Raw genomic sequence first — 24,922 nt, 5'->3', positions numbered from 1 at the left:
TATCGCCCCCTCGCACAAATGCGCGCCAAGCCCTAGGTTATGGCCCATGTTTACCGGAATCATCACCGATGTCGGCCGCGTCGTGGAGATCGAGCGCCGTGGCGACCTGAGACTGACCATCCAAACGCGGTTCGACCTGAACGGCGTTGCCATGGGCGCGTCCATTGCTTCCAACGGGGTCTGCCTGACCGTCGTGGAGAAGCTGGCCGACGCCTATAAGGTGGATGTGTCCGCCGAAACCATCGCCAAGACGACCGTCGGCGACTGGGGAGTCGGCACTCCGCTCAACCTGGAACGCTCCCTGAAGCTGGGGGATGAACTGGGCGGGCACCTGGTCTATGGCCATGTCGATGGTGTGGGTGAGGTGGTGTCCGTCACTCAAGATGGCGACAGCCACCGCTGGCGCTTCCGTGTACCGCAGAGCCTGAAGCGCTTCATCGCGGCCAAGGGGTCTGTCGCATTGAACGGCGTGTCGCTGACCGTGAATGAGGTCGATGACGATGTCTTCGGCGTCAATATCATCCCGCATACGGCGGAGCAGACGACCTTCGGCCTGATCGGACCGGGGGCGAAGATCAATCTGGAAGTGGATATGCTGGCGCGTTATGTCGCGCGGCTGGTGGGGAAGGACGTTTAATCAATGTCGGCCATCGAAACCCGTCTGACCGAGGACGACCGTCCCGTGCTGTCCAGCACCGAGGAACTGATTGAAGAGGCCCGCCAGGGCCGCATGTTCATCCTGGTCGATGATGAGGACCGGGAGAATGAGGGCGATCTGGTGATCCCCGCCTCTGCCGCCACGCCGGAGGCTATCAATTTCATGGCGCGCTTCGGGCGCGGCCTGATTTGCCTGGCCATCGACAGCCCCATGAATGAACGTCTGCGCCTGCCCCTGATGGCGCAGCAGAATGGCACCCGTCATCAGACGGCATTTACTGTGTCGATTGAGGCGCGGACGGGCGTGACGACAGGCATCAGCGCTGCCGACCGCGCCCGCACCATCCAGGTCGCCATCGATCCCAATGTCGACAGCCGCGATATAGTGACCCCCGGCCACGTCTTCCCGCTGCTGGCCCGTGATGGCGGCACCCTGGTCCGCGCTGGCCATACCGAGGCCTCGGTGGACCTGTCGCGGCTGGCCGGCCTGCCCGCCGCCGGCGTGATCTGTGAGATCATGAATGATGACGGCACCATGGCCCGCATGCCGGATCTGGTGAAGTTCGGGCAGCTGCATGGGCTGAAGATCGGTACCATCGCCGACCTGATCGCCTATCGTCGCCGCACAGAAACCATCGTCGAACGCTCCTACCGCACCGTTCTGGACAGCCATTTCGGCGGTCGTTTCGAGATGATCGTCTATCGCAACCGCATCTCGGGGGCGGAGCATGTGGCGCTGGTCAAGGGCGACATCCATGATGATGTGCCGGTTCCGGTGCGCATGCATGCGCTGAACATCGTCAAGGACCTGTTGGCCGACAACCGCCATGGCCCGGTGGGCAGCCTGGAAGCCGCCATGAAGGCCGTGGGCGACGAAGGGCGCGGCGTCATCGTCCTGATGCGCGATGCCCAACCCTTCTCGCTGGCCGACCGGCTGCGCGCCATCGATGATGGCAATGCCGAACTGAATGGCGAGCTGCGCGATTACGGCATCGGGGCCCAGATCCTGAACGACCTGGGCGTGAAGAAGATGGTGCTGCTGAGCAATACCAAAAAGACGGTGGTGGGCCTCGAAGGCTATGGCTTGACCATTGTCGGTCAAAGGGCCATACCCACCCCCTTCTGATCTTTCAACATGACGGACTGGATGGCCCCCATGGCTGATGCGCCCCATATCATGATCGTTGAGGCCCGTTTTTACGACGACCTCGCGGACGAACTGGTCAAGGGTGCCGTTGCGGCCCTGGATGCGGTGGGCGCTACCTATGAGATTTTCCAGGTGCCCGGTGCCCTGGAAATCCCTGCCGCCATCCAGTTTTCTGTCCGCTCCATGGATTTCTATTCCGGTCGCCGCCGTTTCGACGGTTATGTGGCGCTGGGCTGTGTGATCCGGGGTGAGACCACCCATTACGACTATGTCTGCCAGGAAAGCGCCCATGGTCTGGCTCAGCTGTCGCTGAACCATACGCTGGCCATCGGCAACGGCATTCTCACAACCGAGAATTATGAGCAGGCCTGGGCCCGCGCTGCCGTCAATCAGAAGAACAAGGGCGGTTTCGCCGCCAATGCCTGCCTTCAGATGATCGAGCTGAAGAAGCAGTTCCGTCTCTATTCACGCTGAGTTTCCAGGTTTAGATATGCCCCCGCGCAAGAAGATCACCCCGCCGGCCGCCACTGAACCGACCCCCAAGATCAAGCCCACCGGGTCCGCCAAGGCTCGCCGCTCGGCTGCCCGTCTGGCTGCTGTCCAGGGCCTGTACCAGATTGATCTGGCCGGGGCGTCCAGCGACACGGTGATCCATGAATTCGCGCGTCACCGCATCGGCCAGGAACAGGATGGTGAGGAGTTTGTGACCGCCGACCCCACCTTGTTCGCCGATATCGTGCGCGGTGTGCAGGGCCGTCTGGCCGAGGTGGATCAGCATCTGGGCGGGTTATTGGATCGGCAATGGTCGCTGGAGCGGATGGAACTGCTGCTGCGCGCCATACTGCGGGCCGGGTCCTGGGAACTGCTGGCCAATACGGCCGTCGCCCCGCACATCATCATCAATGACTATATCGACGTGGCCCATGCCTTCTTCGCGGGTCGCGAGCCGGGCATGGTCAATGGCGTTCTGGACAAGCTGGCCCGCACGCTGCGCGCCGCCGAAATGAACGCCAAGCCGGCGGGCAAGGGCGACGCGTCGTGACCAATCAGGGCGGTGCCGTCAGCTTGGGCGAATTTGGCCGGATCGAACGTTTCTTCCGGCCCCTGGCCGTGGGCGTTCCCGGCGCCTTCGACCTGACCGACGATGCCGCCGTCCTGGACGTGCCGCATGATCAGCAGTTGGTGGTGACCACCGACGCCATGGTCAGCGGTGTGCATTTCCTGCCCAACGACAATCCCGCCGACCTGGCCTGGAAAATCCTGGCCGTCAACATGTCGGATCTGGCCGCCAAAGGGGCCGAACCCCTGGCCTATTCCCTGGTCACCAGCCTGCCGAAAAGCATTGGTGATGACTGGGTGGAGGCCTTCGCCAAGGGTCTGGGCGACGCGCAGCGCGCCTTCAAGGTCAATCTGCTGGGTGGCGATACCGTCTCCACCTCCGGTCCCTTGTCCCTGACCATCACGGCACTGGGGCTGGTGCCGCGCAACCGCATGATCCGGCGTAAAGGCGCGAAACTGGGCGACGCCCTGTTCGTCACGGGCTCCATCGGTGATGCCGCGCTGGGGTTGAGGCTGGCGCAGGGTGCACTGACGCAGCCGGTGCCAGAGGCCGACCGCGCCTATCTCCTGTCCCGCCTGCGCCGCCCGGCCCCGCGCCTGGACCTTGTCGCCTCGCTGCGCGTATTCGGTACGGCGGCCCTGGATATTTCCGACGGGCTGGTTGCCGACCTTCGGCACATGGCGATGACCAGCAAGGTGCGTTTGGTCCTGGATGTGCAGTCGGTGCCTCTGTCGGGTCCGGCCCTGCGCCTGCTGGTGGGGGCACCCACCCTGCGCCGCACCATCCTGACGGGCGGGGATGACTATGAGGTGGCCTTCACGGCCCCCGCCGACAAGGCCGAGGATATCGCCGCCGCCGGCCAGAATGCCGGCATCGCCGTCACCCGCATCGGCAAGGTGATCGACGGCGAACCCGGCCTGGACATCCTGGGCCTGGACGGGGCCGAAACGGATCTCGGCCCCGGCGGCTGGCGTCATTTCTGAGACGGCTTGAACACCATTACCGCGCCGCCGGCTCCCGCCAGGGTCAGGGATAGCGCATCGCCGGCCTTTAATGTGCGGGTGCTGCGGGCGATAGCGGCGGCGGCGGGCCCATCGTGGATGATCTCCGCCTGATAGCTGCCTGTCCCCAGGAAGCTCAGCGGCAGATCAACCGTCCGCCCGGTCTCGTTATTGATGATGCCCACGTACCAGACATCGCCCTTGCGCCGGGCAAGGGCGATGTACTGCCCCACCTCGCCCGCCACAAACCGCACCTCGTCCCACACGGTCGGGACCGTGCGGATGAAGTCCAGCCCTTCCTGGCCCTGATAGGCGTCGGGGCTGTCGGACACGCAGGCAAACGGGCTGTCATAGACCACATACAACGCCAACCCATGTGCCCGCGTCGTCTGCACCATCGGCAGCTTGAAGCGCGGATCAAACGTCGACGGCGTGGCATGGCGGAAGCCGCCGGGCGTGTAATCCATGGGACCCAGCAGCAGGCGCGTATAGGCCAGCATGACATTATGGGTGGGCGTGATGCGGCTGGACCATTTGTTATATTCCGCCCCCAGCACCCCCTCCTGCGTCAGGTAATGCGGATATGTCCGGATCAGGCCCGTGGGGTGATAGGCGCCGTGCAGGTCCACCATCAGCTTGTTCCTGGCCGCGACGGTCAGCAGGCGGTGATAGAAATCCACCATCCATTGGTCGTCCCGGTCCATGAAATCGACCTTGATGCCCTTGACGCCCATCTTGGCATAGTGGGCAAGCACCGCCTCCATCCTGGGTTCCAGCAATTCCCAATGCATCCATAGCCACAGGCCGACACCCTTATTGCGGCCATGCTCGATCATGGCGGGCAGGTTCAGGCCTGGGGTGACTTTCATCAGGTCGGCGCCGGGCCGCACGCTGCCCTCACCGCCGGAATTCAGGTACCAGCCATCATCGACCAGCATATATTCAAGGCCTTGTGCCGCCGCCTGATCGATGAAGGCGGTGACGGTGGCGTCATTGGCCTGGATATCATTCTGCGCACCCGGTGCCCGCCAGCCATTCCACCAGTCCCAGGACGCCTTGCCCGGCTTGATCCAGCTTGTGTCCTTGAACGCAGGATCGGGGTTCAGGGTCGTCATCAGGTTCGATTCGTTCAACGCGCCGGGATGCCGCGCCAGCATGATGATGCGCCAGGGGCTGAAGGCACCATCCGCCGGGATGGGCCGCCGCACCGCGATCTTCGGTTCGTCCGGGCGGGGCGACAGCACGCTTTCCACGCCCAGGCTGCCATCGCCGGGCCGGGTCAGGTACAGGCCGGCATAGTCCTTGAGGTCCGCCTCCGCGATGGCGAAGGCCGGGCCATTGGCCGCTGTCTGGCAGACCAGCGGGGCGTCATACAGGTGGCTGGGCCGGATACGACCAGCGGGAATGGGGTCAAACTCCCCCTCATGTGAGGTGCGGAAATGCCCCAGGTTGAGGCCCCAGCAGTTGAAGTCGCCGGCAAAGCTGAAGCGGGTGCGTTCCTGCCGCAGGGCCATCTCCGTCAGGCCCGCCTGCTGCGGCAGGCGGTAGCGCAGGGCCACCCCGTCATCATAGGCACGGATGATCACATCCAGCTTCCGGCCCGGCGCGTCCTTTTCCTCCAGACTGACTGTCACCTCGTTGAAATGGTCGCGCGCCGTGGAGACCTTGCCGGCCACAAGGCGATAGGTGCTGTCGCTGGTCCGTGTCGCGGTCCCGGTAACCGTCAGCCCGCCGACCAGCGGTTTGCGCTGCCCATCCAGATCCAGCCCCAGGATGGAGGGCGAAAGCACCGCCACATCGCCATAGCGCACGGCATAGGTGAGCCGTTCCGCGCTGTCCTGATCGATGCGGACCGCCACCGTGCCATCGGGCGAGGTCAGGTCGATGGGGGCCGCCGCCACCGGGGCCGTGGTCAGCAGCAGGGGCAGTGCCAGTGTGCGCATTTGCTTCATCATATCCTCCCGATTGCCTTCTTGTTTTGGCTTCACACCAGTCCCCGCCCGGTGAGGCGCAGGGCCAGCATGGGTGTCGTGTTGGGCCGGTCGGGCAAGGTGATCTCCAGCCCCGCTGCCGTCCGCCGGAAGGGCAGGGGCGTGTCCTCACGGCCCAGCAGTTCCACGCGTTCCACCACACCCTGACTGTCACCGGCCAAGCTGGCCACCATCAGGCGGCCATCGGCGGGCCAGGCCATGGCCAGGACGAAAAGCGCCCCCGCCTTGGTGGTGAAGCGCAGGTCGGCGGCGGTGAAAGGCTCCTGTTTGGCTTCGTCCTTCGCGAACCGCGTCGGCCCCTCACCAAACCGGCGCCAGGGCCTTGTGCCGAAAATCGCCTCTCCATTCGTGGCAGTCCAGGCGGCCAACCCGTCCAAGAAGCGGATTTCCAGATCGTCCAGGCGGCCATCGCCGCGAAGGGGCACCGACAGCAGCAAGTTGCCATTCTTCGAGACGATGTCCGTCAGGCTTTGCACCACCTGGGTGACGGATTTATAGCCGCCGCGGTCGTAAAGCCCGCGGTCATAATGCCATTGCCCGATGCAGGTACATGTCTGCCAGGGATCGGGTCGGATTTCATCGACGAAGCTGCGTTCATGATCCTCAACAATGGCTTTGCGCTGCCGTTCGTCGACCAGGCGCTTACCATTGACCACCACCTCCATCCGCCCGCCATGCCATTGCTGGGACAGGTTATAGTAGCGGGCCGTCACATCCAGGCCGACCTGACCGAAGGGCAGGCCGTAATTGTCGAAATAGACCAGATCGGGCCGGTATTTCTCGATCACATCCAGCGCGCGCAGATACCAGGATTTCACGAAAGCTGGATTGCCCGGCGGCGGGGTTTCCAGCCATTGGCCGGTATGGGCATCGTGCCAGTCATCCATGGCTTTGGTGGAAGCGATGCCCCCCGGAGGCACAATCATCGGCCCGCCATAAAGCTCCTGCGGGTCTAGCCCTTCCCACCATGTCCCCTTGCCATCGGCGCGCGTCAGGCGATGGGCGTCATAGCGGATACCGGCGCGCGCCCCCTCCGGATCATAGCCATAGGCCGTCTGGAACCAGTGCCACGCATGGGCGCCATGGTTGGAAATGCCAAAACGCAGGCCGGCCTGTCGCGCCAGTTTCTCCCAGACGCCGACAATGTCACGCTTCGGCCCCACCCGCGTGGAATTCCAGGGGTGCCAGCGGCTGTCGAAAGTATCGAAATTGTCGTGGTGCTGGGCCATGGCCACGACATAGCGGGCGCCCGCCTTCTGGTACCGGCCCATCAGGTCGCGCGGGTCCCATTTTTCCGCCTTCCACCGCCCGATGATCTCCATGAAGCCCGTGTCTGACGGGTGACCATAGGTCTTCAGATGGTGGTCGTACATGCGGTGGCCCTGCATATACATGAAGCGGCCATACCAGTCGCCCGCCTCCGGCACGCATTGCGGCCCCCAATGCGCCCACAGGCCCAGCTTGGCATCGCGGAACCAGTCGGGCGTGCGGTATCCGGCGGCCAAACTGTCCCAGCTGGGTTGGAACAGTGGTTCCCCTTGGGCTTCGGTTGGCAGGGCCGCCAGTCCCGCAGCCGGTATCGTCCCCAGGAGCTGGCGTCTCGTCAGCTTCATTCCGTCGTTTCCCCCATCGGTCTCGCTGGCTTCACCCCATCGCGGTGTGACCAAGCTTATTTATCCGATAAATCATCTATACACCCTTGCGTACGCCGGTTGATAGCGCTATCATCGAATTAATAAAACAAACATCCGAAATAGTGACGGATGTGAATTCGGGGGAAACCGGGCACGGAAGGCGGCCATCAAAAAGGCCGTGCTGTCGCCCGCTGGGAAGGCTTTCGATGAAGCTGCGCACCATCCTTATGGCCGGTATTGCCGGCGGCCTGTCGGCAACCATGTTCTTTGCCACCGGTATCATTGCCGGATCGGTGCCGCCCGGCTCCGATGGCAAGGCCGGTATTGCCGATCCCGCGCGCTGGCCCATGGTTAAGGCGCCGAAGCTGGCCGATGCCGCGACCGAGGCGAAGATCACCGCTCTGCTGTCGCGGATGAGTGTGGAGGAAAAGGTGGGTCAGATGATTCAGGCCGATCTTCCCTCCATCAAACCGTCGGATCTGCGTGACTATCCGCTGGGCTCCGTCCTGGCCGGTGGCGACAGCGCACCGTTCAACGCGCCGGACCGGTCGGGCATTGGTCCCTGGGTCGATACGGCCCGCGCACTGCGCGCCGTTGCCCTGGAACAACGTACGGGTCATGAGCCGATCCCCCTGATTTTCGGCATCGATGCCGTCCACGGGAACAGCAATGTCGTCGGGGCCACGCTGTTCCCGCACAATATTGGCCTGGGTGCTGCCAACGATCCCGACCTGATCCGGCGCATCGGTGCCGCGACAGCACTGGAAACGGCGGCATCCGGTATCGACTGGGCCTTCGCTCCCACCCTGGCTGTCCCACAGGATGACCGCTGGGGCCGCACCTATGAAGGTTATTCCGAAGACCCGGACCTTGTGCGCCGCTATGCCGGCGCGATGGTAGAGGGCCTGCAGGGCGCCTACTCGCCGGCGGGTTCTGACAGCGCTGTCCAGAAGGGCCGGGTGGCCGCGTCGGCCAAGCACTTCCTGGGCGATGGCGGCACCACCAACGGCATCGACCAGGGTGACACTGCGGTTGGTGAGGAATATCTGATCCGCATCCATGCCGCGGGATATCCGCCCGCGCTTCAGGCCGGGGCCATGACGGTCATGGTCAGCTTCTCCTCCTGGCGGGGGGTGAAGATGCATGGCAATGGCACCTTGCTGAATGGCGTGTTGAAGGATCGCTGGGGCTTCGACGGGTTCGTGATCAGCGACTGGAACGGTCATGCCCAGGTACCGGGCTGCAAGGAGGATGATTGCGTCGCCTCCGTGATGGCCGGCATCGACATGCTGATGGCGCCCTATGACTGGAAGGCGCTGTTCAAGAACATGGTGGCGCAGGTCAAGGCGGGGACCATTCCCATGGCCCGCCTGGATGATGCCGTGCGCCGAATCCTGCGTGTGAAGTTCCGCCTGGGCCTGTTTGATGCCGCCCGTCCGCTGGAGGGCAGGGGCGAACTGCTGGGCAGCGCCGACCACCGTGCCCTGGCACGGGAGGCGGCGGCCAAGTCACTGGTCCTGCTGAAAAACCAGGGCAATATCCTGCCGCTGAAAGCCAACGCCAGGGTGCTGGTGGCCGGCAGCGGTGCCAATGATATTGGGCGGCAATCGGGGGGCTGGTCCTTGTCCTGGCAGGGGACGGGGAACAAGAACAGCGACTTCCCCAATGCGCAGTCGATCTATGCGGGCTTGAAGGAAACATTGTCGGCACAGGGGGGCGAAGCCATCCTGTCCGTTGACGGCAGCGCCGGTGACAAGGTCGATGCCGCCATCGTGGTCTTCGGCGAAATGCCCTATGCCGAGGGGCAGGGCGATATCCCGACCCTGGAATATCAGCCGGGTGACAAATCCGATCTGGCCTTGCTGAAAAACCTGCGGGCGCGCGGCATTCCGGTGGTCGCCGTGTTCCTGTCTGGCCGCCCGCTCTGGGTCAATCCGGAGATCAATGCATCCGATGCCTTTGTCGCCGCCTGGCTTCCGGGCAGCGAGGGCGGGGCCATCGCCGATGTCCTGATCGGTGACCGGACGGGCAAGCCGCGCCGCGATTTCAAGGGCCGCCTGTCCTTCTCCTGGCCTGCCAATGCGGCGCAGGCCGTGTTGAACAAGGGGCAGGCGGGATATGCGCCGCTGTTCCCGCTTGGCTATGGCCTGGATTATGCGGGCACATCCAAGGCCGCTGCCGTGCTGGCGCAACCCTTGCCCGAGCAATCGGGCGTGTCGCCGGCTTCGGCCAATACCGACACCTGGTTCGCGCGGGGCCGCAACCCGGCGCCGTGGAAATTCACCTTGCGCCAGGGCGCGGTGCAGGTGCCCGTCGGCAATGACGGCAGCACGGTAGCAGTGGGGGAGGCCTTGTCGCTGCGGCCCGTCGATGCCGGCGGGCTGCAGGGGGCGGGGCGGGCGCTGACCTGGACGGGCAAGGGCGATGCCGCCCTGACCGTCACGGGTGGACCGGTGCTGGACCTGGACCGCCTGTCCCTGGGTAATGCCCTGCTGCTGGATTACCGCGTCGATCAGGCACCGGCGGGTCCCGTGCGGATTGCCATCGGGCAGGGGGCCGCCCTGGACCTGACGCCGACCCTGGCCGCATCGCCCGTGGGGCAATGGCGGTCGGTGAAGCTGCGCCTGTCCTGTTTCAAGCAGGCGGGCGCACAGCTGAAGGCGGTTGAGACACCTTTCACCCTGGCCTCGGGGGCACCCGCCGGCCTTTCCATCGCGACGGTCAGGATCGTGTCGGATGTGTCCGATGCCATCTGTCCTGCCGCCATTATGCGTCCCTGACCCGACAGGCGGGGACGTTTTCCAGGGGCATGGCGGTCACCATGCCAGTCACAGCCAAAGAAAACCGTAAGGGGGGATTTTGAGATGAGTGGGAGCAAGGTCCGAAAGGGTATTTGCCGGGGCGCATCGCTGATCGCATTGACAGCGCTGTTTCCAGTGCAGGCGGCACTGGCCCAGACTGCCGACAATGGCGGTCAGCTTGAAGAAATCATCGTTACTGGCATCCGTGCGCAGGTGCAGTCGGCACAGGCGATCAAACAGAATGCAGAACAGCTGGTGGACAGCGTCACCGCCGTCGATATCGGCGCCCTGCCGGACCGGTCGGTGACCGAGGTTCTGCAGCGCATTCCCGGTATCACCATCGGTCGCACCGCCAATGGCCGGGACGCCGACCGTCTGTCCATCGAAGGCAGCGGCGTGCAGATCCGTGGCCTGTCGCTGGTGCGCGGCGAATTCAATGGCCGCGACAGTTTCGGTGCCAATAATGGCCGCGCCCTGGGGTTTGAGGATGTGCCGCCGGAACTGATGGCCGGGGTCGATGTCTATAAGAATCCGTCAGCTGACCTGATCGAGGGCGGTCTGGGCGGCGTGGTCAATCTGCGCACCCGCACGCCGTTCGATGCCAAGGGCCGCATCCTCGCCGGTTCCGTCGATTATTCCTATACCGACCTGCGCAAGGAGGCGAAGCCGTCCGGCTCCGTCCTTTATTCCGACCGGTGGGAAAGTAACAAGCTGGGCGAATTCGGCGTGCTGTTCGATGTCGCTTATTCCGAACTGTCCACCCGCGCCGACACCTTCTCCGTCAATGCCTATCGCGAGCGTGTGGGCGCCGACCCGAACGCCACCAACAAGCCGGGCAACTACATTGCCGGCGTCGCACCGGGCAAGACGGTCTATGTTCCCGATGGCTGGGGCTACCGCACCCTGGATTTCGAGCGGGAACGTTTCGGTGTGGCCGGCGTGGTGCAGTGGCGGCCTGACGCACGCTGGGACATTACCGCGCAATATCTGCGCTCTGCCGCCGAACAGGCAGCACTCGAACATGTGGTGGGCTTGAATACTGGGTCGGCCAATGGTCCGGCGGCGGGCACCAGCTTCACCTATGATGATCGTGGCTATTTCATCAAGGGCACCATCGCCAATCAGGCCGATGGCAAAGGCACGACACAGGATATCGACCTGCTGGACGCCCGCTGGAACCGCCGTTATTCGACCACCGAAGATGCCTCGCTGAACATCAAGTTCAATCCGAACGACCGCTGGTCCTTCAGCGGCGATGTCCAGTATGTGAAGTCGAAGACCAAGGCGATCGACTTCACGCTGTTCAACCAGATGCCGAGTGGCACCGCTGTGCCGGCCTCCACCCTGGACCTGTCGGGCGGCCTGCCCAAGGTGACCCTGTCCATCGCCGACAGCTATCGCAACAATCCCGCCAACTATTACTACAACGCTGCGATGGACAACCATCAGCGCAATCAGGCGGATCAGTGGGCCGAACGGTTCGACACGGAATACACATTCGACGATGACTGGCTGTCGTCAGCCCGGTTCGGCGTGCGCCACAACAAGCGCGAGGCTGTGACACGCGACAGCAACTATAACTGGGGCTGGATCAGCCAGAACTGGACCGGCGCCGGTCTCGCCACCCTGGATAAGGCGGGCTCCAAGGTCCCGTATTACAGCTATGGCGATGATGATTTCATGCGCGGCGCCATTCAGCTGCCGGGCAATTTCCTGGTCCCCGACGGCCGTCTGGCCAAGGATTATGTGAAGGGTGCCGCCGCAGTCCGCTCCATCCAGCTGGAACCCGATTGGGCCACCGGCTGGCGTCCCTTCAACGGCGATTACGAGGCACAGACCGGCGGTGGCGGCGGCGTGAACCGGCAGTCGGAGGAAACCTGGGCCGCCTATGGCCTGATCCGCTTTACCAATCAGGTGAAGTTGTTCGGTGAGGATAAGGATGTCGATGGCAATATCGGCCTTCGCTACGTCCATACCGAAACCAAGGGCCAGGGCTTCTCCGTGGTACAGTCGGCCACGGGCATCAATATCAATCCCAATAGCGCGCTTGCCGATGATCTGCGTTTCCTGAACGGGGCGCGGTCATCGCTTGAAGGGGGGCGGACCTATGATTACTTCCTGCCCAGCCTGAATGTGCGTGTGAAGCTGACGGACGAACTGCAATGGCGCTTTGCCGCCGGCAGCTCCATCGTCCGTCCCGACCTGCAGCAGCTGCAGGCGACAGCCAATATCTCCGCCGATGGCGGTCATCTGGTCGGCAATACCTGCCAGAGCGGGGCCGGTCCCGGCGATGTCACCGACTGCGTCTATCAGTTCAAGGGCAGTGCCGGTAACCCGGACCTGAAGCCCCTGCGCTCCAACCAGTTCGATACCTCGCTGGAATGGTATTTCGCGCCGACGGGCAGCCTGACAGGCGTGGTGTTCTACAAGGACATCTATGACTTCATCACCAACACGCTGCAGACGGTGAAATTCACCAATAACGGCGTGACCCGCGATGTCTTTGCGACGCGGCCCTACAATGCGGGCAAGGGCAGCATCAAGGGCTTCGAACTGGCCTATTCACAGTTCTACGACTTCCTGCCCGACCCGTTCAGCGGGCTGGGTCTGCAGGCCAACATCACGCATATCGAGTCCAAGGGCACGCGCAACGCAGCCGTCAATCCGTTCGATGCCAACCAGCAGGCCAATGTCCAGGGATCGACCAACCTGCCGTTGGAGGGCATGTCAAAATGGTCCTACAACATTCAGGGCCTGTACGAAAAGGGCCCCATCTCCCTGCGTCTGGCCTGGAACTGGCGTGAGCGTTACCTGCTTACCACCACGGCGGCGAATATCAATATCCCGGCCTGGGCGGATGATTACGGGCAGCTGGATGCCTCCGCCTTCTTCACCATCAACGACCATATCAAGGCCGGTGTTGAGGCGGCGAACCTGTCCAATTCCCGCACCAAGGTGCTGGTCGGGTTTCCGGGCAAGCTGACCATGCACAATTGGGTGGATGCCGACCGGCGCTACACCTTCGTGCTGCGCGCCAATTATTGATTTCGACAGTCCCCACGCCCCTCCCAGGGCTGGAAACTTCCGGACCGGTGGCAACACCGGTCCGGGCTTCTTTTTCTTCTGATCAAAGACCGTGTTACCGTTACCGCAGACGCCGGAAAGGCGCAGATGGTAGGGGGAGGAGGGATGATGCAGGCAAAGGCTCTCGACATCACCATCGTCGGCGGCGGCACCGCCGGATGGATGACGGCCGCCCTTTTGGCCAAGGCGACCAAGGGCCGTCTGGGCCGTATCACCCTGATTGAATCGGCTGAGATTGGCACTGTCGGCGTGGGCGAGGCGACGATCCCGCCCATTCAGTTCTTCAACCAGCTGCTGGGTATTGAGGAGCGCGACTTCGTGGCGCGCACCCAGGCCAGTTTCAAGCTGGGCATTGAGTTCCGAAACTGGACCCGTACCGGGCACAGCTATATCCACCCGTTCGGCAGCTACGGCGCCAATATCGATGCCGTGTCCTTCCACCATTACTGGCTGCGTGCCCGCGTGCTGGGCGACGGCACCGACATCGGTGACTACTGCCCCGCCATCGTGGCGGCGCGGCAGGGAAGGTTCGCGCCCGAAATCCCGCAGGGGCCAGCCTCGGCCCCGCTTCTGTCCTACGCCTATCATTTCGACGCCGCCCTTTACGCCGCCTACCTGCGCGATTTCGCAACAGGGCTGGGCGTGACGCGGATCGAGGGGCGGATCACCGGCATCCGACAGCGGGCCGAAGATGGCTATATCACCGCGCTCGACCTGGCCGATGGCGGCAGCGTCGGGGGTGACCTGTTCATCGATTGCTCCGGCTTCCGCTCCCTGTTGCTGGGTCAGACGCTGGGCGTGGGGTTCAAGGACTGGAGCCGCTGGCTGCCCTGCGACCGCGCGCTGGCGGTTCCTTGCGAGGGCGGGCGGGACATCACACCCTATACCCGTTCCACCGCCCATACCGCGGGCTGGCAATGGCGCATCCCGTTGCAGCACCGGATCGGCAATGGTCATGTCTATTCATCGGCCTTCATGTCGGATGAGGAGGCGGAGGGCTTGCTGCTGGGCCATCTGGATGGCCGCCCCCTGGCTGATGCCCGCCCCTTGCGCTTCACCGCGGGGCGGCGGGACAAGGCCTGGGTGCGCAATGTCCTGGGCATCGGGCTTGCTGGCGGGTTCCTGGAACCCTTGGAAAGCACCTCGATCCACCTGATCCAGACGGCCCTGTTCCGCCTGCTGGCCCTGATCCCCACCGATATCCGGGATCAGGCGACACGGGACGAGTTCAACCGGCTGAGCGAGATCGAGTATGAGCAGATCCGCGACTTCCTGATCCTGCATTACAATGCGACGGAACGGGACGATAGCGACTTCTGGAACTATTGCCGCACCATGCAGATCCCGGACAGTTTGCGGCACAAGATCGACCTGTTCCGTGCCCGTGGCCGCATCGCCCGCTTTGATGGGCAGTTGTTCGCGGAGGCCAGTTGGCTTGCCGTGTTCCTGGGCCAGGGGGTGGACCCGCTCGGGTACGACCCGATGGCCGACATCATGGCGGCGGGGGAGTTGCAGCAGCGCCTGTCCCGCCATCGTGACTATGTGCAGCGGGCGGTCGCCACCATGCCGGCCCACCGCGATTTCATCGACCGTCATTGCAAGGCGCCGGCCACCGCCGCCTGAGCCTTGTCAGCACCCGACCCCCAACGGAGCCGTGATGCCTGTTTCCCGCTTTTCCCGCCTGCTGGCCGCTGGTCTGCTGTCGCTTGCTCTCTCCGCCGGCCCGGCCCTGGCCGCCGATGCCCCGTTGCCACGCATGGTGACGCAGGATGGGCGCCATGCCCTGCTGGTCGATGGCAAGCCGTTCCTGATCCTGGGCGCGCAGGTCAATAATTCCAGCAACTATCCCGCCGCCTTGCCCTATGTCTGGCCGGCGGTGAAGGAGGTGGGGGCCAACACGCTTCAGGTTCCCATTGCCTGGGAACAGATCGAGCCCAAGGAAGGCCAGTTCGATTTCAGCTTTGTCGACCATCTGCTGGAGCAGGCACGGGCCAACAATGTACGGCTGATCCCGCTCTGGTTCGCGACCTGGAAGAACAACGGCCCCAACTATGCGCCGGCCTGGGTCAAGCTGAACAATGACCGCTTCCCGCGCGTGGTGGAAGCCAAAGGCATTATCCGCAATTCCCTGTCCCCCCATGGCAAGGAAACGCTGGAGGCCGATAAACGCGCCTTTGCCACCCTGATGCGCCACCTGAAGAAGGTGGACCCGCAGCGCACCGTCATCATGGTCCAGGTTCAGAATGAGGTTGGCACCTATGGGGCCATCCGTGACCATGGTAAGGAGGCGGAAAAGCTTTTCAATGGCCCGGTTCCAGCCGAACTGGTCAAGGCCATGAACAAGAAGCCCGGCAACTGGAAAACCGTGTTCGGCAAGGATGCCGACGAATTCTTCCACGCCTGGCATATCGGACGCTATTGTGACGAGGTGGCAGCGGCGGGTCAGCAGGAATACGACCTGCCCATGTATGTGAACGCCGCGCTCCGCGACCCGTTCAACGATCAGGACCCGTACAATTACTCATCCGGTGGTCCCACCTGGAACGTGCTGGATATCTGGAAGGCGGCGGCCCCGCATATCGACTTCCTGGCCCCCGACATCTACATGGATGGCTATGCGCCCTACACCAAGACGCTGGGACAATATGGCCGCCCCGATAACGCCCTGATGGTGGCGGAAATGGGCAGCAAGGCGGTCTATGCCCGCTATCTGTTCGCGGTTCTGGGGCAGCAGGGTATAGGGTTCAGCCCGTTTGGCCTGGACTATACCGGCTACGCCAATGCGCCCTTGGGCGCGGAGAAAGTGACACCCGAAACCCTGGCACCGTTCGCCCTGGCCTACCGCACTGTCACGCCCATCGCCGACCTGATCGCGGAACGCAGCCTGAAGGGAAGGGTCTGGGGTGGAGCAGAGCCGGAGGCGGTGCATGCCGAACAGATCACCCTGGGCGATGCACCGTGGAAGGTGGAACTGTCCTACGGTCTGGGCCAGTTCGGCATGGAAAAGCCGCCCGGCAACCCGGTGCCCAAGGGGGGAGCCGTGGTGATCGAGATGGGCAAGGATGATTACCTGATCACCGGTGTGCATGCGCGGGTGGATTTCATCAGCACGCGCGATGGGAGGGGCCGCATCTATGACCGGGTGGAGGAGGGGCGGTTTGTTGACGGCACCTGGGTCATCAACCGGGTGTGGAACGGTGACCAGACCGATTACGGCCTGAACCTGACCGACCGGGCGCAGTTGTTGCGGGTGAAGTTGGGGACGTATCCGACGAAGTGAGGGGCGAACGGGTTGCCCTCACCCTCCCACCTTCGTTCGCGAGGGAAGAAATTTTAGCCCCTCGCCCGCTTGCGGGAGAGGGAGGGGCCCGCCGCGTAGCGGTGGGAGGGTGAGGGAACCCCCTTCACCACAACGATATTGGCAGTTTGACAGGGAGAAAACGACGCATGACTTTCCGATCCATGATGCTGGCCCGCGCGGCCCTTCTGCCGCTGCTGCTGCTGGCCGGTTGCGATGGCGGCGCCAAATCCGGCGGCGACAAAGTGGCCCAGGCGGTGCAGCCGGGTGCCATACAGCAGACCCCGGACGGTCTGGTCGCAACCCTGTCGTCGGGACCGGCAAAGAAGCTGCGTCTGCAGGTCATCAATGACCGTACGATCCGCGTTACGGCGGTGCCGACCGACAGCCTGGACATCCCGGCCAGCCTGATCACCGTGGCCGGTCCCGCCAATGGTGGCTTCACCGTGGAGCAGGATGGCAAGGTCGCCCGGCTGAAGACCCCGGAGCTGACGGCGGAACTGACGCTCGCCACCGGTACCGTCCGCTTTCTGGACAAGACGGGCAACCCGCTGCTGGCCGAGAAGGACCGGGGTGCGATTGCGCCCGTGAAGGTTCTGGACCGTGACTATTACACGATCAGCCAGACCTTCAACCCCGGCACGGATGAGGCGTTTTACGGCCTGGGCCAGCATCAGAATGGGGTGCTGAACTGGAATGGTGAAGACCTGCGTCTGGCCCAGCACAATATGGACATCGCCGTTCCGTTCGTGGTGTCCAGCCGCAATTACGGCGTGCTGTGGGACAATAACTCCATCACCCGCTTCGGCGTGCCGCATGATTATGCCGATCTGGATGGCAGCCTGAAGCTGTTCGATGCCGAGGGTAAGGAAGGGGCGCTGACCGCCACCTATACCAAGGATGGCGAGACCAAGCTGATCCGCCGGGAGAGCAAGATCGACTGGCGCGATCTGGATGATCTGCTGAACTGGCCTGCTGAAGTCGGCGGCAACCGCCGGCCCGACAAGACCCGCGACACACCGGGTCAGAAGGTCACCTGGGAAGGCAAGATCAGCACGGACAAGGCCGGCACCCACAAGTTCCAGCTTTATTCGTCCGGCTATGCCACCGTCTTCATCGATGGCAAGGAAGTGATCCATCGCTGGCGGCAGAACTGGAACCCTTGGTTCCATAATTTTGAGGTGGCCTTGGAAGCCGGCAAGCAGCACGACATCCGCATCGTCTGGCAGCCCGATGGCGGCTACATCGGCGTGTCGCACCAGGCCCCGCTGCCGCCTGAACAGCGCAACGCCCTGACCCTGTCGTCAGAAGTGGCCAACGCCCTGGATTACTATGTCATCGCCGGTGACGACATCGACGGCGTCATCGCCGGTTACAGGCAACTGACGGGCAAGTCCGTGATGCTGCCGCGCTGGGCCTATGGGTTCTGGCAGAGCCGGGAACGGTATAAGACCCAGGATGAGGTGGTGGGCACCGTCAAGGAATACCGCAAGCGCGGCATTCCGCTGGATAACATCGTTCTGGACTGGAACTACTGGCCCGAGGATAGCTGGGGCAGCCACGATTTCGACAAGTCACGCTTCCCCGATCCGGCTGGCATGGTGAACGAAATCCACAAGCTGAACGCCCGCTTCATGATCTCCGTCTGGCCGAAATTCTACCCCAATACGGAGCATTACAAGGAGCTGGACGCCAAGGGCTACATCTATCGCCGCAATGTGGAGAAGGGGGAGCGCGATTGGATCGGCGATGGCTATCTAAACGCCCATTACGATCCCTACAGCCAGGAGGCGCGCGATATTTACTGGCGGCAAATGCGGGACAAGCTGAACGTGCTGAAGGTCGATGCCTGGTGGCTGGACAATACCGAACCGGACGTCCATTCCAACCTGCCGATTGAGGAGGTGAAGCTGCGCATCGGGCCGACGGCGATGGGTCCGGGCTCTGCCTTCTTCAACTCCTACCCCCTGATGCAGACCAAGGCCGTGTATGAGGGCGAACGCCGTGACGATGGCGGACAGCGCAGCTTCATCCTGACCCGATCCGGCTTTGCCGGGCAGCAGCGCCATGGCATGGCTGTCTGGTCGGGCGACGTGGTCTCACGCTTTGTCGATCTGGAGCATCAGATCGCGGCGGGCATTAATACCAGCCTGTCGGGCCTGCCCAACTGGACCACCGATATCGGCGGCTTCTCCGTTGAAAAGCGGTTCGAGGCGCAACCGATGAAGGCGGAGGATCAGGCCGAATGGCGTGAGTTGAACCTGCGCTGGTTCCAGTTCGGGGCGTTCAGCCCGCTGTTCCGTTCCCACGGGCAGTTCCCGCTGCGCGAGATCTATAATATCGCGCCGGAAAGCTCGGACATTTACCAGTCCATGGTTTGGTACACCAAGCTGCGTTACAGCCTGCTACCCTATATTTACACCCTGGCCGGCGACACCTGGCATAAGGACGGGACCATCATGCGCGCCCTGGCGCAGGATTTCCCCGCCGATGCCAAGGTGAAGGATCTGGGCACACAGTACCTGTTCGGCCCCAGCATCCTGGTCGCCCCCGTCTACACACAGGGTGCCACCACCAAGGCCGTCTATCTGCCCGCTGGCGCCAACTGGGTGGATTTCTACACGGGTGAGAAGGTCAGTGGCGGGCAGGAGGTGACGGTGGATGCACCGCTGACCCGTATCCCGCTGTTCGTGCGGGAAGGGGCGATCATCCCGACCGGCCCGGCGGTGCAGTCCACGGCGGAGAAGCAGGATGGTTCCCTGCTGATCAATATCTATGCCGGGGCCGATGGCAGCTTCGACCTCTATGAGGATGAAGGCACCACCTATGGCTATGAAAAGGGTGAGTTCAGCCGCATCAAACTGTCCTGGAACCAGGCCAATGGCGAACTGACCATCGCCGACCGCCAGGGTTCGTTCCCCGGTATGCCGGAAAAGCGCACCATCCGCGTCCGCTGGATCGACGGCCAGAACACCAAGGCCGCAGACTTCAACGTGAAGGGTGAGCGTGAGGTGGTGTATGACGGCAAGCAGCTTGTCGTGAAGCGTTAAGCATAATGCCCGATGGTCGGGTGGGGCAAAAACCTCACCCGACCCCCTGGTTCTGATTTCAAAGGGATCGCCATGAACCGCCGTCATCTGCTTGCCACCGCTCCCCTGTTGCCAATGCTGGCCGTGACACGGGCGGGTGCGGCGGAGCCGGTGCAGGCGCTGGACTGGGCCAATCGCGCCCGCTACGCCGCCGCCAATGCTACCGACAAGGCCCTGCCCGCTGACAGGCGGCGCGTGGTGTTCATGGGGGACAGCATTACGGAGAACTGGGCGCGGCCCGAACATGACGGCGCCTTCTTCCCCACCCATGGCTTTATCGGGCGCGGCATTTCTGGGCAGACTACGTCACAGATGCTGCTGCGCTTCACGCCTGATGTGCTGGACCTAGCCCCGCGCGCAGTCCATATCCTGGCCGGCACCAACGATGTCGCCGAAAATGGCGGCACCTATGACCCGGCCCTGACCCATGACAATCTGGCCGCAATGGCCTTGCTGGCCAGGGCTGCGGGGATGAAGGTTTTTATTGGGTCCGTGCCGCCGGCACGCGACGTCTATTGGCGCAAATCGGTGGGTGACCCGACGGAGCGCATTCTGGCGCTGAATGCCTGGATCGCCGGTTTCTGCCGCGACCAGGGCCACACTTATATCGATTACTGGCCGGTCCTGGCCGATGCGAACAAGGGCCTGCAGGCGGAACTGGGCCTGGACCCGGTGCATCCCAATCGCGCCGGTTATCTGGCCATGGGGCCGGTGGCGCTGAAGGCGTTGGCTGGTATTTAAGCCGGCGCCTTCAGTTCCACATTATTGCCCTCCGGATCAGTCAGATAGATCGACAGCCCTTCGCCGCCCGCCCCATAGCGCTCCCCCGTGGTGCCGATGCTGACACCGTGGGCCATAAGGTGGGCGCGGATGTCCGCATCGTCGAAGCGGCTGATTTCCAGACAGAAATGCTCCAGGTTCCGGCCCTCTGCGCCAGGGCCGGAACCGCCCATGCGGCCAAGCGTGCCGTCCAGCGGCACCAGATCAATCAGGCTGCGCCCGGCGCGCAGTTGATAGAGCCCAATCTCCGCCTGCACCTTCTCCAATGAGCAGCCCAGGACATCGCGGTAGAAGCCGATCATCCGTTCGACATCGCGTACCCGCAGGACGATATGGTCCAGCCCCAGAAGGTCGAACGGCGGTGCCATCACATCTCTCCCCATGCCGGCTATTGACCCAGTCCGGTCCCGTGCGACACGGCGACGCGGACAGGCCCCGAAAAGGCGCAAACTGGATCGCCTTGCCCATCAATTTGATCACCCGGTGACGATGAATCAAGGGGTTAGCGTTTAAGTTAACGGCAGTTGAATGGTGTCGGAGACATCAATGCCTAATTGCCATTTGCTGAGAAAGTCTTCTTCAGCGATATAGACACAGCAAAAAACCTGAATAGAAACTCAGGAAAGCATAAATAAAAGACGGTGGTAAAATGATGCGGTTGGCGAATATTTATACTTGGATCAACAATAGTTCAATCTCCAAGCGCCTGGGTCTGATCGTCCTGATTTCGGCTCTGGGTCTGGTGTGCTTCGCCTTCCTGACCAGCGAACAGCAATATGCGCAGCTCCAGGATCGCTACAGCAGCAGTGCACGCGCCGCCGTGGAGGGGGCGACCAGCGTCGTCCATGCCTATGCGGCGCAGGAAAAGGCCGGCACCCTGACGCGGGAAGAAGCGCAGGCACGCGCATTGGCCGCCGTGAAGGCCATGCGCTTTGCCGGTGAATATGTCTGGGTCAACGACACCGCCCATCGCATGGTCATGCACCCGATCAAGGCGGAACTGGATGGCAAGGACATGTCGGATTTCAAGGATCCGGCGGGCACCCTGATGTTCCGCGACATGGTCCGCATGGCCACCGGGCCGGACAAGGCCGGCTTCGTGCCCTATAAATGGCCCAAACCCGGCTTCGATCAGCCGGTGGACAAAATCTCCTTCGTGGCCCTGGTCCCGGAATGGAACTGGGTCGTCGGTTCCGGCGTCTATCTGGATGATGTCAGCCGCAAGCATCGCGAATTGCTGCTGATTCAGGTGGCAGCCGTTATCATCCTGGGCGGTCTGTCTGCGGCCTGCTCCAGCGCCATTGCCCGTACCCTGGCCCGGCCCTTGTCGGCCCTGACCGCGATCATGCGTGATCTGGCGGAGGGCCGGCTGGAGGTGGAGGTGCCGGAGGCAAAGGCCGCCAATGAGATCGGGGCCATGGCCCGCGCCGTCGCCATCTTCCGCGACAATGCCCTGCGTGCCCGCTTGCTGGAGACGGAAAAACAGCGGGAGGAGGAAGCGAAAGAACGCCGCCGCCGCGCGCTGGAAGTGCTGACGCGTGATTTCAAGCTGGCGGTGGCCGGCAAGCTGCGCACCGTGGCCGCCGCCGCGACAGAGCTGGAGGCTACGTCCGGCGGGTTGCAGCAGCAGGCGGAAATGACGGGCCAGCGTTCGGCCACCGTCGCGGAAAATGCCGGCGTGGCCCGTGACAATGCCCAGACGGTGGCCGCCGCGACAGAGGAACTGTCCGCGTCCAGCGCCGAGATTGGCCGACAGGTCAGTCTCACGGCCCAAATCACGGCGGAGGCCGTGGACAAGGCCCACAATGCCCGCCGCATCGTATCCGAACTGTCGGAGGTTGCCGCCAATGTGCAGGGCGTTGTCGGCCTGATCAACGATATTGCCAGCCAGACCAACCTTCTGGCCCTGAATGCCACCATCGAGGCCGCCAGGGCAGGGGAGGCGGGCAAGGGCTTCGCCGTCGTCGCTGGCGAGGTGAAAAGCCTGGCCGGACAGACAGCCCGCGCCACCGACGATATCGCCCGTCAGGCAAGTGCGGTCCAGATCGCAGCGGAGGATGCGATCGGTATGATCGCCACCATCGCCGATATCATCGACAATATCGGTCAGAATTCCGGGACCATTGCCAGCGCCGTCAGCCAGCAGGGCGCCGCCACCGCAGAGATCAGCCGCAATGTGCATGAGGCGGCACGGCGCACGGGCGAGGTGTCGGAAAGCATCAGTGCCGTCCGCGAGGGTGCGCAGTTCACCATGTCCGCCTCGACCCAGTTGCATGGTGCCGCCGGTGAGCTGTCGGAACAGGCCGAACAACTGCGCCAGGAGGTGGAGGAATTCTTGCTGGCTATCGACCGGGCCGGCGAACGCCGCGCCTTTGAACGACACAATGTCGATCTGCCGGTCACCCTGACCCCGCGCGGCAAGGGCAGCCAGGCGGCGGCACAGGGCCATGTCACCGACCTGTCGGCGGGCGGTGCCGCCATCCGCACCGATCTTGCGGTGGCGGTGGGGGACGAACTGGACCTGTCCGGCCTGCGCGGTGTCACCCTGACAGGCCGGGTGGTGACGGTGGGGGACGGCGTGCTGCGCGTGCAGTTCCGCCTGGATGAGGCGACGACGCGGCAGATTGAAACGGTGCTACAGCACGCGGCCTGATCCCATTCTGTCGATGGCCGCCCGGCATTCGCTGTCATCCAGCAGCCGGGCGGACAGCAGACCATCTGCATCCGCCCCAGCCAGTGCCGCCGCACCCGGCGGCGGATCGAACACCCGGACCATGCCCATCACCTGTGTCGCCGGCTCTCCCGCCCGCACCGCCACGGGCAGCAGCAGCCGGTTGAACCCGCGCCAGCCTTTGCCCACCGGCACCAGAAACCCGCGATAGAGCAGGGGAAGGCCGCCATCCAGGGTGCGGTGGAACAGGGCGCTGCGGCTCGGCACGCTGTGCGGTGCGATCATCTGATCCAGGAACAGGCCGGTCCCGTCATTCCCGAACAGATCGCGCATCCGCGTGCCCGACAGGCGGCAGCGCAACCGGTCCCCCTGCCGTTCATAGATGAACATGAAGGGCAGGATCGACCGGGGCAGGTCGCACGGGTCCATCTGTGCCCGCACCGGCAACGTGCCATCATTGGCGGCACGGGCCTGACACCAGTGGCGCAACAGGGCCAGCATGCCGCGATCTGTGGTCAGGGCCGCCATATCCGCATCGATATTGTTTTCCCAGCCCGGCTGCATGCCCATCCCTGTATGTCTTGGCAACAGCTTATGCGCGAGCAGGGCGTGTCAGCAAACAAACAATCAAGCAGGCGACGCGGCGGGCCAGCGTGATAGGATCACCATGACGGCCCGTTCCCGCCCGAGGATGAAGATGATCCGCCGCTTGCCCCTGTCCTGCCTTGCCCTGTCGCTTCTGCTGGTCCTGCCTGGCTGCCTGACCCCGCGCTGGGCACAGCCGGTGAACCCTTTCATGAATGATGACAGTGACCGGGGACGCGCCGCGTTGAAGGCCAAGGACTATGTCATGGCGCTGGAATTCTATGGCAGGCTGGTGGACGAAAAGCCTGACGACATGACGGCCCGCTATAAGTTGGCCCTGGTTAATCAGGAGGTCGGGCGCCTGGACGACGCTTATGGTCTTTACCGTATCGTCTATGTCTCTGGCAGCGAGGATGACACACCGCTGCTGAATGGCGGCAGCTCGGAGGAGCCGTTATTTCTGTCTGCTGAACGGCAATTGATGCTGTTGAGTGGCCGGCTGGGCAAGGATACGGAACTGCGCGATATGCAGGCCGAACGCGCCCGCCGCATCGCGGCGGAACAGGCGCAGAAGGAAGCCGCCAAGAAAAAGGCGGAGAAGGAGGGCGCACCCGCCCCCACCGGCTGTTCCATCCGGAATATCGGTATCTGCCCGCATTAACCGGCGGACACGGAGACTTTCAGGCCTTATTCGGCGGCGATGGCCGGGGTAATGTGGGCGTCACAATTAGCAGCCTTGGTTTCGCCCACCATCTCCCGGATGGTGGTGAAGCAGCGGCCACATTGCGGGGTCTTGCCGCAGGCCTTGAACACACTGGCTATGCTGCTGGCCCCGTCCTCAACAGTCCGGCGTACCGTCTTACAGTTGATGGCATTGCAGATGCAGACATACATGATCGGTGCCAAACCCCGGACCAGCGTGTGATGATCATTAGTTACTGCAAATCAGTCGCATATGCTAGGGGAAAATGAGAATGCATCGCAGATGCGACAAGGTGGCTTTATAATTTCCATAATACAGATTATCAATTTTTTGATGCCGACAAAGGTGGATTCTATTTTGAAGTGCGACTCTCTTTTATAATCAGATGGTTAGCAATGGAGGCTGCCATGGGAGAGCATTA

18 protein-coding genes are annotated in these 24,922 nt (G+C 63.1%); 13 read left to right on the top strand and 5 right to left on the bottom strand.

All coding sequences use genetic code 11. The annotated features are described in order from the left end of the window. Nucleotides 1–46: 46 nt before the first annotated feature. The 5 genes from ACT6Q8_RS24510 to thiL are packed head-to-tail and all read left to right on the top strand — an operon-like array spanning nt 47 to nt 3,847. Nucleotides 47–637, top strand: a complete 591-nt coding sequence (locus tag ACT6Q8_RS24510; protein ID WP_054168183.1) for a riboflavin synthase — start codon at nt 47–49, stop codon at nt 635–637. A 3-nt stretch (nt 638–640) separates the two neighbouring features. Next, nucleotides 641–1,783 (top strand): 3,4-dihydroxy-2-butanone-4-phosphate synthase, encoded by a 1,143-nt coding sequence (gene ribB, locus ACT6Q8_RS24505; protein ID WP_054168182.1) that lies wholly within the window; start codon nt 641–643, stop codon nt 1,781–1,783. A gap of 30 nt (nt 1,784–1,813) precedes the next feature. Next, the gene (locus ACT6Q8_RS24500; RefSeq protein WP_054168221.1) at nt 1,814–2,278 is read left to right on the top strand and encodes a 6,7-dimethyl-8-ribityllumazine synthase; all 465 of its coding nucleotides are present in this window, start codon (nt 1,814–1,816) and stop codon (nt 2,276–2,278) included. A gap of 16 nt (nt 2,279–2,294) precedes the next feature. Next, nucleotides 2,295–2,846, top strand: coding sequence for a transcription antitermination factor NusB (nusB, locus tag ACT6Q8_RS24495; protein ID WP_444735138.1), 552 nt, complete (start codon nt 2,295–2,297; stop codon nt 2,844–2,846). Further along, nucleotides 2,843–3,847, top strand: coding sequence for a thiamine-phosphate kinase (gene thiL / locus ACT6Q8_RS24490; protein WP_444735137.1), 1,005 nt, complete (start codon nt 2,843–2,845; stop codon nt 3,845–3,847). The genes nusB and thiL overlap by 4 nt, the downstream gene beginning before the upstream one ends. Here the strand turns inward: thiL and ACT6Q8_RS24485 are convergent. Together ACT6Q8_RS24485 and ACT6Q8_RS24480 are read right to left on the bottom strand one after the other, a co-directional pair. Beyond that, on the bottom strand, nt 3,838–5,820 hold the full coding sequence (locus ACT6Q8_RS24485; RefSeq protein ID WP_444735136.1) for a glycoside hydrolase family 97 protein: 1,983 nt from the start codon (nt 5,818–5,820) through the stop codon (nt 3,838–3,840). The genes thiL and ACT6Q8_RS24485 overlap by 10 nt on opposite strands. Before the next feature lie 29 nt (nt 5,821–5,849). Further along, nucleotides 5,850–7,469 (bottom strand): alpha-L-fucosidase, encoded by a 1,620-nt coding sequence (locus ACT6Q8_RS24480; protein ID WP_444735135.1) that lies wholly within the window; start codon nt 7,467–7,469, stop codon nt 5,850–5,852. 227 nt (nt 7,470–7,696) lie between these two features. On the opposite strand from ACT6Q8_RS24480, the gene ACT6Q8_RS24475 reads away from it, so the two are divergent. From ACT6Q8_RS24475 to ACT6Q8_RS24450, 6 genes are all read left to right on the top strand, one after another. Beyond that, complete coding sequence (locus tag ACT6Q8_RS24475; RefSeq protein ID WP_444735134.1) at nt 7,697–10,270, top strand: glycoside hydrolase family 3 protein; 2,574 nt, start codon at nt 7,697–7,699, stop codon at nt 10,268–10,270. An 84-nt stretch (nt 10,271–10,354) separates the two neighbouring features. After that, nucleotides 10,355–13,336, top strand: coding sequence for a TonB-dependent receptor (locus tag ACT6Q8_RS24470; protein WP_054168178.1), 2,982 nt, complete (start codon nt 10,355–10,357; stop codon nt 13,334–13,336). 144 nt (nt 13,337–13,480) lie between these two features. Further along, a complete protein-coding gene (locus ACT6Q8_RS24465) occupies nt 13,481–14,998 on the top strand; it encodes a tryptophan halogenase family protein (protein WP_444735133.1) in 1,518 nt (505 codons plus the stop codon). Between the two features lie 34 nt (nt 14,999–15,032). Next, nucleotides 15,033–16,655 carry a DUF5597 domain-containing protein gene (locus ACT6Q8_RS24460; RefSeq protein ID WP_444735132.1) on the top strand — a complete coding sequence of 541 codons (1,623 nt, stop codon included), beginning with the start codon at nt 15,033–15,035 and terminating at the stop codon, nt 16,653–16,655. A 167-nt stretch (nt 16,656–16,822) separates the two neighbouring features. Continuing rightward, nucleotides 16,823–19,723, top strand: coding sequence for a TIM-barrel domain-containing protein (locus ACT6Q8_RS24455; protein ID WP_444735131.1), 2,901 nt, complete (start codon nt 16,823–16,825; stop codon nt 19,721–19,723). A 72-nt stretch (nt 19,724–19,795) separates the two neighbouring features. After that, nucleotides 19,796–20,503 (top strand): GDSL-type esterase/lipase family protein, encoded by a 708-nt coding sequence (locus tag ACT6Q8_RS24450; protein ID WP_444735130.1) that lies wholly within the window; start codon nt 19,796–19,798, stop codon nt 20,501–20,503. Here the strand turns inward: ACT6Q8_RS24450 and ACT6Q8_RS24445 are convergent. Next, on the bottom strand, nt 20,500–20,910 hold the full coding sequence (locus ACT6Q8_RS24445) for a VOC family protein (RefSeq protein WP_444735129.1): 411 nt from the start codon (nt 20,908–20,910) through the stop codon (nt 20,500–20,502). The genes ACT6Q8_RS24450 and ACT6Q8_RS24445 overlap by 4 nt on opposite strands. 281 nt (nt 20,911–21,191) lie before the next feature. Here ACT6Q8_RS24445 and ACT6Q8_RS24440 point away from each other — a divergent pair, with 281 nt between their 5' ends. Next, on the top strand, nt 21,192–23,195 hold the full coding sequence (locus ACT6Q8_RS24440; RefSeq protein ID WP_054168173.1) for a cache domain-containing protein: 2,004 nt from the start codon (nt 21,192–21,194) through the stop codon (nt 23,193–23,195). Here ACT6Q8_RS24440 and ACT6Q8_RS24435 read toward each other — a convergent pair. Next, nucleotides 23,178–23,783 (bottom strand): PAS domain-containing protein, encoded by a 606-nt coding sequence (locus tag ACT6Q8_RS24435; RefSeq protein WP_444739451.1) that lies wholly within the window; start codon nt 23,781–23,783, stop codon nt 23,178–23,180. The genes ACT6Q8_RS24440 and ACT6Q8_RS24435 overlap by 18 nt on opposite strands. Nucleotides 23,784–23,910: 127 nt before the next feature. Between ACT6Q8_RS24435 and ACT6Q8_RS24430 the strand changes: the two genes are divergently transcribed. Beyond that, the gene (locus ACT6Q8_RS24430) at nt 23,911–24,459 is read left to right on the top strand and encodes a tetratricopeptide repeat protein (protein ID WP_156344602.1); all 549 of its coding nucleotides are present in this window, start codon (nt 23,911–23,913) and stop codon (nt 24,457–24,459) included. Nucleotides 24,460–24,485: 26 nt separating this feature from the next. Here the strand turns inward: ACT6Q8_RS24430 and ACT6Q8_RS24425 are convergent, their stop codons facing one another. Next, entirely contained in the window at nt 24,486–24,692 is a 207-nt protein-coding gene (locus ACT6Q8_RS24425) for a (2Fe-2S)-binding protein (protein ID WP_054168170.1), read from the bottom strand. Nucleotides 24,693–24,922: the final 230 nt, after the last annotated feature.

This window comes from Niveispirillum sp. (assembly GCF_052437035.1).
Taxonomy (GTDB): domain Bacteria; phylum Pseudomonadota; class Alphaproteobacteria; order Azospirillales; family Azospirillaceae; genus Niveispirillum.
This window is presented reverse-complemented; position numbering and strand designations above follow the sequence as displayed.

Excerpts from the sequence above, each read along its gene's own strand:
- ACT6Q8_RS24510 (WP_054168183.1), top strand. The coding sequence starts at position 47 with ATGTTTACCGGAATCATCACCGATGTCGGCCGCGTCGTGGAGATCGAG.
- ribB (WP_054168182.1), top strand. The coding sequence starts at position 641 with ATGTCGGCCATCGAAACCCGTCTGACCGAGGACGACCGTCCCGTGCTG.
- ACT6Q8_RS24500 (WP_054168221.1), top strand. The coding sequence starts at position 1,814 with ATGGCTGATGCGCCCCATATCATGATCGTTGAGGCCCGTTTTTACGAC.
- nusB (WP_444735138.1), top strand. The coding sequence starts at position 2,295 with ATGCCCCCGCGCAAGAAGATCACCCCGCCGGCCGCCACTGAACCGACC.
- ACT6Q8_RS24485 (WP_444735136.1), bottom strand. The coding sequence starts at position 5,820 with ATGATGAAGCAAATGCGCACACTGGCACTGCCCCTGCTGCTGACCACG.
- ACT6Q8_RS24480 (WP_444735135.1), bottom strand. The coding sequence starts at position 7,469 with ATGAAGCTGACGAGACGCCAGCTCCTGGGGACGATACCGGCTGCGGGA.
- ACT6Q8_RS24475 (WP_444735134.1), top strand. The coding sequence starts at position 7,697 with ATGAAGCTGCGCACCATCCTTATGGCCGGTATTGCCGGCGGCCTGTCG.
- ACT6Q8_RS24470 (WP_054168178.1), top strand. The coding sequence starts at position 10,355 with ATGAGTGGGAGCAAGGTCCGAAAGGGTATTTGCCGGGGCGCATCGCTG.
- ACT6Q8_RS24465 (WP_444735133.1), top strand. The coding sequence starts at position 13,481 with ATGATGCAGGCAAAGGCTCTCGACATCACCATCGTCGGCGGCGGCACC.
- ACT6Q8_RS24460 (WP_444735132.1), top strand. The coding sequence starts at position 15,033 with ATGCCTGTTTCCCGCTTTTCCCGCCTGCTGGCCGCTGGTCTGCTGTCG.
- ACT6Q8_RS24455 (WP_444735131.1), top strand. The coding sequence starts at position 16,823 with ATGACTTTCCGATCCATGATGCTGGCCCGCGCGGCCCTTCTGCCGCTG.
- ACT6Q8_RS24450 (WP_444735130.1), top strand. The coding sequence starts at position 19,796 with ATGAACCGCCGTCATCTGCTTGCCACCGCTCCCCTGTTGCCAATGCTG.
- ACT6Q8_RS24445 (WP_444735129.1), bottom strand. The coding sequence starts at position 20,910 with ATGGCACCGCCGTTCGACCTTCTGGGGCTGGACCATATCGTCCTGCGG.
- ACT6Q8_RS24440 (WP_054168173.1), top strand. The coding sequence starts at position 21,192 with ATGATGCGGTTGGCGAATATTTATACTTGGATCAACAATAGTTCAATC.
- ACT6Q8_RS24435 (WP_444739451.1), bottom strand. The coding sequence starts at position 23,783 with ATGGGCATGCAGCCGGGCTGGGAAAACAATATCGATGCGGATATGGCG.
- ACT6Q8_RS24430 (WP_156344602.1), top strand. The coding sequence starts at position 23,911 with ATGATCCGCCGCTTGCCCCTGTCCTGCCTTGCCCTGTCGCTTCTGCTG.
- ACT6Q8_RS24425 (WP_054168170.1), bottom strand. The coding sequence starts at position 24,692 with ATGTATGTCTGCATCTGCAATGCCATCAACTGTAAGACGGTACGCCGG.